Consider the following 6,299-nt stretch of genomic DNA (forward strand, 5'->3'; position numbering starts at 1 on the left):
GGGTGAACGCGATCGCGGCGACGGTCAGCAGGACGCCGCCGAGGACGAGGAGCACGTTCTGCACACGGGGCGCGGTGGTCTCGGGCCGCCGCGGCGCCGGCGGAGCGGGCGGGAGGGCCGGCTGGAGGAGAGCGATCAACTGGGCCCGGCGGGCCAGCAACTGGGCTCGGCGGGCGTCGAGTTGCCACAACTCCGCGTCGAGGATCCGCAACTCCTCGGCCGGTGGCGGTAGATGGGTCATGCCGTGGAGTGTGGCGCGCGTCATGCCGCGGAACATGAGTGCGTGTACCCAGGTCCGTACTCACATCCCGCGCGGCGAAGGCTCCGACCTGCGGATTCCCGCTCCTTGATCCCCTGCGCCACCTGGCGGGACGCCATCGGCTTCCCCAGCTGTGCGCGCGGGTTCGCTTCTCGTCGCCCGCTCCATAAGGAAGGCCTGCCGGGTGCCTTCCGGGCAGGGGCGAGGACGTCGCGCGTCTGCTGGTGCGTCGTCCGGGGGCGGAAGGGGCGGGCAGCGCGTCTTGCGTGTGACGCACACGGCAGCCTCCGCGCCGCCGCCGGTACGGTCCGGTGGAGTCGGGGGCCGTACCGGTTCGGCTCGGGAGGGGCTCACTTGTTGACCAGCCGCCGTGTTCGGAGCGCGGGGCCGGGCCGGCCGCGCACGCGGCCCTCGGCCCCGACGCCACCCGGGCGGCCGAAGCGACCTCGGTCCATCACGGGACATAAAGTTGCGCAATCTTTAAACTGTTCTTCGTGGAGACTGCCGGCGTGACGGGATGGGAAACCGCGGTGCTCGACGGAGGGCCTGCGGACGGGCTGCGGATGAAGGTCTCCGGCCGGCCGCGCGCGATCCAGGTGACGTACCCCTGCCAGGTGGAGGCCGCACCGCACGGCATGCGTGTGGAGGGGGTGTACATCTACCGCCGCGACTACGGCGTGACCAGCGGGCCGCTGCGGTACGGCTTCGACATCGCCAGCCCCTGACAGGAGCGACCGGCGCGACCGCGGAACTCGGCGGGCTGGGTGGCTCTCGGGGGCCGGGCGGTGGCCGGGCGGCCGTAGCGGTCTCGCCGGGAGCGTCCCGGGCGACGCGCGCCGCGGGCCCGGGAGTGGCCGCGGGCCCGGGAGCGGTCACGTGCTCGGGAGCGGTCGCGTGCTCGGCCGGGGCGGCGGAGTGCCGCGCGGCGCCGTCCTCCTTCACCGCCTTGGCCTCGCTCCTGAGGACGCGCATCGACTTCCCCGGCCCGCGGGCGGCCCCGGGCAGCTTCTTCGGGCCGATCAGCGGGTGTCGGGGTTGCGATGCGTTGCGGAGCGTCCCGCCCGCCTCCTCCCCCTTGCGCAACCGTACAACCATGGGGTGGGGTCGGCCGTCCCCTTCCATATGAGTCGGACGGATGAGGGCACACGGATGACCACCAGCGACCAGGCCATACCCTCCCGCCACCGGCGCCGGGCCGAGTCGCCCCGCCGTGGCAGGGCACAGGGCAGGCGTGCGGCGCAGCGCCGCAGGCGCGGCCCGCTGCGGACAGTGCTGCTCGTCGCGCTGGCGGTGGCGGTGCTCGGCACAGCCGGCCTGGGCTGGATCTACCTGAAGCTGAACGGCAGCATCGACACCTTCAACGGTGACGGCCTGTCCAGGAACCGCCCCGACGCCGGCTCGTCCAAGGGCGAGAACGTCCTGGTCATCGGCTCGGACGCGCGCAGCGACGGCAACAGCGCGCTGGGCGGCGGGAGCAAGGACGACATCGGCCGCTCCGACACGGCGTTCCTGCTGCACGTCTACGCCGACCACAAGCACGCGGTCGCGGTGTCCATCCCGCGCGACACCCTGGTCACCGTCCCGCCGTGCAAACTGCCCGACGGCAGCTGGACCGAGACCCGGACCAACGCCCTGTTCAACTCGGCCTTCTCGGTCGGGCAGACCAAGAAGGGCAATCCGGCCTGCACCCAGAACACGGTGGAGGAGCTCACCGGGCTGCGCGTCGACCACACGGTCGTCGTGGACTTCAAGGGCTTCGCGGAGCTGACGGCCGTGGTCGGTGGGGTGAAGGTGTGTCTCCCGCAGGACCTCTACCAGAAGGACCTCAACCCCAAACGCGCCACCAAGGGCGAGCTGATCTTCGAGAAGGGCGAGCAGACCGTCTCCGGTCAGAAGGCGCTGGACTACGTCCGCATCCGGCACGGCATCGGCGACGGCTCCGACATAGGGCGGATCAAACGCCAGCAGGCCTTCGTCTCCAGCCTCCTCAAGAAGATCAAGAGCGACGGCCTCACCCCGACCAGGCTGCTGCCGCTCGCCACCGCCGCCACCGAGTCCATGACCGTGGACTCGGGGCTGAGCACGGCGAACAAGCTGATCTCCTTCGCCATGTCGCTGAAGGACATCGACCTGCACAACACCAAGTTCGTGACCATCCCCTGGCACTACGAGGGTGCGAACATCGCGGTCGTCGAGCCGGACGCCTCCGATCTGTGGGCCGCGCTGAAGGCCGACCGCACCCTCGACGGCAAGGACGCCAGCGGAAAGAAGCGCCCCGCCACCGCGCCCGTCACCGCATCGCCGGGCCCCGGCGGGAACGTCTCCGGGGACGGCATCGACGTCGCCGTGTACAACGGCACCACCACCATCGGCCTGGCCTCCCAGGCCGCCGCCACGCTCACCGACCACGGCTTCACCGTCACCGGCACCGGCAACGCGAGCAGCCGGCAGCACACCACCACGGTCATCCAGTACGGCACGGGCCTGCGGAGCCGGGCCGAGACGGTCGCCGAGCTCTTCCCGGGTTCCGCGCTCAAGGCCATCGGCGGGTCGGGGATCAACGTGGTCGTGGGTGCCTCCTACGCCACAGCCGGCTCCTCCGCGCCGGCGACACCGACCGCCGTCCCCAGCTCGCTGGCGAGCGACGCCCGCTCGGCGGACGACGACCTGTGCTCCGACCTGTCGTACGGATCCGGTGGCTGACAGGACGGCGTGCCCCGGCCACTCCTACGGCGTCTCCCGCTGCGCGCACCGTCGCTCGTAACGCGCCCTGGCCACCAGGAGGCCGGCGGCGTGGAGCACGAGAACGGCCGTGAGCAGCGGGTAGTACACGGCCGGAAGCGCGGTCAGACCGAGCCGCGGCCCGAGGGGTGAGGGCGGCAGCAGCAGACCGATGGCGGCCAGCGCCGCCGCGGCCCAGGTGACCGGGCTCGGCTCGGGTCCCTCGGCGCGGTGGCGTGGGCGATCGCGGTGAGGTCCTTCTCGGCGAGCGCCACGTCGGCGCCCTCGCGGGCCACGTCGGCGGCACCGCGGGGGCGATGCCGACGTCGGCGGCGCGCAGCGCGGGCAGGTCGTTGACGCCGTCGCCGAGGAATCCCACGGTGTGCCCGGCGGTCCGCAGCGCCCGGGTGATCCGGGCCTTGTGCTCGGGGGTGCAGCGGGCGAACACGGTCGTACGGCGGGCCAGCCCGGCGAGGTCGGCGTCGGTGAGGCCGTCGATGCGGTCGGCGGTGAGCACACCGTCCTCCCTCGGCCGCCACCGGACGCCGGCGCGGCCAGGGGACCGGATGTCCCGGCGTCCTGCCCCGCCTGCCCCGGAGCCGCGATGGTCTCAGCCACCGGTCCCGCGCAGCGGGCGTACCGGTGCGGGGGCCTGGCGCGAGCGCGCGGTCAGTTGCCCGACCATCACGCGCACCACCGTCACGATGTCGGGGTCGTCGACGTAGTAGACCTGCCGCCGGCCCTCACGACGCGACCGCACGAGCCCGGCGAGCTTCAGCTTCGCCAGGTGCTGGCTGACCGCGGGCAGCGCACCGCCCACCCGGTCGGCGAGGTGCGTGACGTCGCTCTCGCCCTGGGCCAGGGCCCACATCAGGTGCAGCCGGGCCGACGAGGCGAGCAGCCCGAACGCCGCGGCCGCCTCCGACAGGACCTCGGCGGGCGGATCATCGAAGCCACCGACGTTCTCCGGCACAGTCCTCTCCCGTCCCGCCCACTTCACAGCCGCCGCCCTCGCGCCCACCCAGTGTAGGCGCGCGGTCGCGGCGTGCCCGCGCTGCCGGGCGGCCCGGCCGCCCTCACCGGCCCCGATGAGCGCGCCGGTGCCGAAGCGGCGCCCGCCTCCCCGGATGCTTCCGCTTCCCCCGGTCGTCGCGATCATCGCGACCTCGGCTTCTTCCAGTTGTCGGATTGCGCAATGTCATGAGCGAGTGACGAAAGAGGAACGGTCAACCACAGTCGCCCGCACCACTCGTCATGCCCCCGGAACTGTCCATAGGCTTGCGCAATCAGGCAATCCACAGCATCGGCGCCCGGCGGACTCCGCCCGGCCCGACCCGACCGGAGGACAACAACGTGGGCATCATCGGCTGGATCATCCTCGGCCTGCTCGCCGGAGCCATCGCCAAACTTCTGCTGCCCGGCCGCGACCCGGGCGGCCTGATCGGCACGACACTCATCGGCATCGCCGGCGCGTTCGTCGGCGGCTGGCTCTCCGCCCGCCTCCTCGACCGTCCGGTGGAGAAGCACTTCTTCGACCTTTACACCTGGGGCGCGGCGATCGGCGGCTCGCTGGTCCTGCTCATCGGCTACCGCCTGCTGTTCGGCAAGTCGCGCGACTGACCCGAGTACCGGACCGCCTCGATCACAGACGGGCGGCGGCGGACGACGGGTCCTGGAACGTCCGACCGGCGGCAGGCCGACGACCGCGTGGGCTCGCCGCCGCTTCCGGCCGAAGGAGGTACGCCGGGAGGACACTCCTTTCCCGGCGGTGCGGTAAGTCGCAGGACCGGCTTCGCACCTGACGCCCCATGGACATGGGAACGGCTTGAAGGGGAACCCGGACAAGCAAGTCAGAAGCAAGGAGTGCGCGGCCCCTTCGGTCCGTGCAACCGGCAACCGGGAGTGTCCCATGACGAGTTACGGCAGTTCCTCTGCCGCGTCCTCCGGATCGCGCACCAATGGCCTGGCGATCGCGAGCCTCTGCTGCGGCATCGTCGGACTGTTCTTCCTGAACGTCGTCCTGGGCCCCTTGGCCATCGTCTTCGGTGTCCTCGCCCGCCGCCAGGCAGCGGTCAGGAACGGCGCCGGAATGGCGAAGGCCGGCATCGTCCTCGGCATCGTCGACGTGGTCCTCTGGCTCGTGCTCCTGGCCGTCGCCGCCAGCAACGGCGGATTCAGCTGGTACGTGGGCGGCTAGCAGCCCTCCGGACGACGTACGGCATGCGGGTGGGCACCGGCGCGGGGCCGGGTGCCCACCCGCACCACTGCCGGGACGCCACATGGGCCGCCTCGGCACCCGGTGGAGAACAGTGCCGTCAACGACAGGTCGCCCACGGCACGTCGGCCCCTTGTGCGCGCCCGGGTTCGATTCGGTCACGGCCTCGTCCACGGCCGGAAGGCCGTCGCTACGATCACCGGTCATGGACTGGCTCGAGCGCACCGCCATGCTGAGGCAGTGGACCAGGAACGGGACGCGCGCGCCGCACAAGCCCCTGCTGCTCCTTTACGCCCTCGCCCGGTTCCAGGAGGACGCTCACAGCGAGCTGCGGTACAGCGCGGTGGAGCAGGACCTGCAACGGCTGCTGACCGAGTACGGCCCACCCCACCGGACGACACCCGCCTACCCGTTCCACCACCTGGTCAGCGACGGCGTATGGGAGGTACGGACCGACCGCGGGCCCGGCAGTCCGGGCAGCGGACTGCGGGACCTCCGGGAATCGGGTGCCACCGGACGGCTCGCGCCGGAACTCGGAAACGCTCTGCGGCGCGAACCGCACCTGCTGCACCGGATGGCGCGGTTGCTGCTCGACCTGCACTTCCCTCCCTCGCTCCACGGCGAGTTGTGCGAAGCCGTCGGCCTGGACCTGGAGTCCGAGGAGACCGATCGGCTCTCCGCCACCCGGAGGCAGCGGGACCGGCGGATGCGCGAACTGGTGCTGACCGCTTACGAGTACCAGTGCGCCTTCTGCGGCTACGACGGCCGGATCGGTGCGGTGCCGGTCGGGCTGGAGGCCGCGCACGTGCGCTGGTGGGCGTTCGGCGGCCCCGACGACGTCGACAACGGTCTGTGCCTGTGCGCGCTGCACCACAAACTCTTCGACAAAGGCGTCCTCGGCATCGACGACGATCACCGCATCCTGGTCTCGCAGAGCTTCGTCGGTCGCAGTCCCGCCGCCCGCGAGCACGTCACGGCACTCGCGGGCCGTCCGCTCGTCGGCCCGCAGCCCGGCGCACGCCCTGTCGCGGCCGGCCACCGTGCCTGGCACACCCGTCAGGTCTTCCAGGGCGCTCCACGCCCTGCGAAAGCCGGCGCGTGAGC

General features: G+C 72.1%; 6 protein-coding genes and 2 pseudogenes. 5 read left to right on the forward strand and 3 right to left on the reverse strand.

Annotated elements, in window-relative coordinates:
- Positions 1-277 (reverse strand): annotated as a pseudogene (locus C1I97_RS28765) (SCO7613 C-terminal domain-containing membrane protein); the annotation flags it as partial.
- A 491-nt stretch (positions 278-768) separates the two neighbouring features.
- Between C1I97_RS28765 and C1I97_RS28770 the strand changes: the two are divergent.
- Together C1I97_RS28770 and C1I97_RS28780 are read left to right on the forward strand one after the other, a co-directional pair.
- Positions 769-984 carry a hypothetical protein gene (locus C1I97_RS28770; RefSeq protein WP_111006051.1) on the forward strand — a complete coding sequence of 72 codons (216 nt, stop codon included), beginning with the start codon at positions 769-771 and terminating at the stop codon, positions 982-984.
- A gap of 424 nt (positions 985-1,408) precedes the next feature.
- Positions 1,409-2,962: an LCP family protein gene (locus tag C1I97_RS28780; protein ID WP_111006052.1), complete on the forward strand. Its 1,554-nt coding sequence runs from the start codon at positions 1,409-1,411 to the stop codon at positions 2,960-2,962.
- Positions 2,963-2,986: 24 nt separating this feature from the next.
- On the opposite strand, the pseudogene C1I97_RS42540 reads toward C1I97_RS28780, so the two are convergent.
- Both C1I97_RS42540 and C1I97_RS28790 read right to left on the reverse strand, forming a co-directional pair.
- A pseudogene (locus C1I97_RS42540) lies at positions 2,987-3,500 on the reverse strand (HAD-IC family P-type ATPase); the annotation flags it as partial.
- A gap of 90 nt (positions 3,501-3,590) precedes the next feature.
- Positions 3,591-3,953 carry an ArsR/SmtB family transcription factor gene (locus C1I97_RS28790; RefSeq protein ID WP_111006055.1) on the reverse strand — a complete coding sequence of 121 codons (363 nt, stop codon included), beginning with the start codon at positions 3,951-3,953 and terminating at the stop codon, positions 3,591-3,593.
- A 380-nt stretch (positions 3,954-4,333) separates the two neighbouring features.
- Here C1I97_RS28790 and C1I97_RS28795 point away from each other — a divergent pair, with 380 nt between their 5' ends.
- The 3 genes from C1I97_RS28795 (at position 4,334) to C1I97_RS28805 (ending at position 6,297) form a co-directional block, all read left to right on the forward strand.
- Positions 4,334-4,600, forward strand: a complete 267-nt coding sequence (locus C1I97_RS28795; RefSeq protein ID WP_111006056.1) for a GlsB/YeaQ/YmgE family stress response membrane protein — start codon at positions 4,334-4,336, stop codon at positions 4,598-4,600.
- A 289-nt stretch (positions 4,601-4,889) separates the two neighbouring features.
- The gene (locus C1I97_RS28800; RefSeq protein ID WP_111006053.1) at positions 4,890-5,177 is read left to right on the forward strand and encodes a DUF4190 domain-containing protein; all 288 of its coding nucleotides are present in this window, start codon (positions 4,890-4,892) and stop codon (positions 5,175-5,177) included.
- Between the two features lie 223 nt (positions 5,178-5,400).
- Positions 5,401-6,297: a phosphorothioated DNA-binding restriction endonuclease gene (locus C1I97_RS28805; protein ID WP_111006054.1), complete on the forward strand. Its 897-nt coding sequence runs from the start codon at positions 5,401-5,403 to the stop codon at positions 6,295-6,297.
- Positions 6,298-6,299 lie beyond the last annotated feature (2 nt).

This window comes from Streptomyces sp. NTH33, from assembly GCF_003236365.1.
Lineage (GTDB): Bacteria > Actinomycetota > Actinomycetes > Streptomycetales > Streptomycetaceae > Streptomyces.

Bases quoted from the DNA above. Each gene is read 5' to 3' on its own strand.
- C1I97_RS28780 (WP_111006052.1), top strand. From the start codon at position 1,409: ATGACCACCAGCGACCAGGCCATACCCTCCCGCCACCGGCGCCGGGCC.
- C1I97_RS28805 (WP_111006054.1), top strand. From the start codon at position 5,401: ATGGACTGGCTCGAGCGCACCGCCATGCTGAGGCAGTGGACCAGGAAC.
- C1I97_RS28800 (WP_111006053.1), top strand. From the start codon at position 4,890: ATGACGAGTTACGGCAGTTCCTCTGCCGCGTCCTCCGGATCGCGCACC.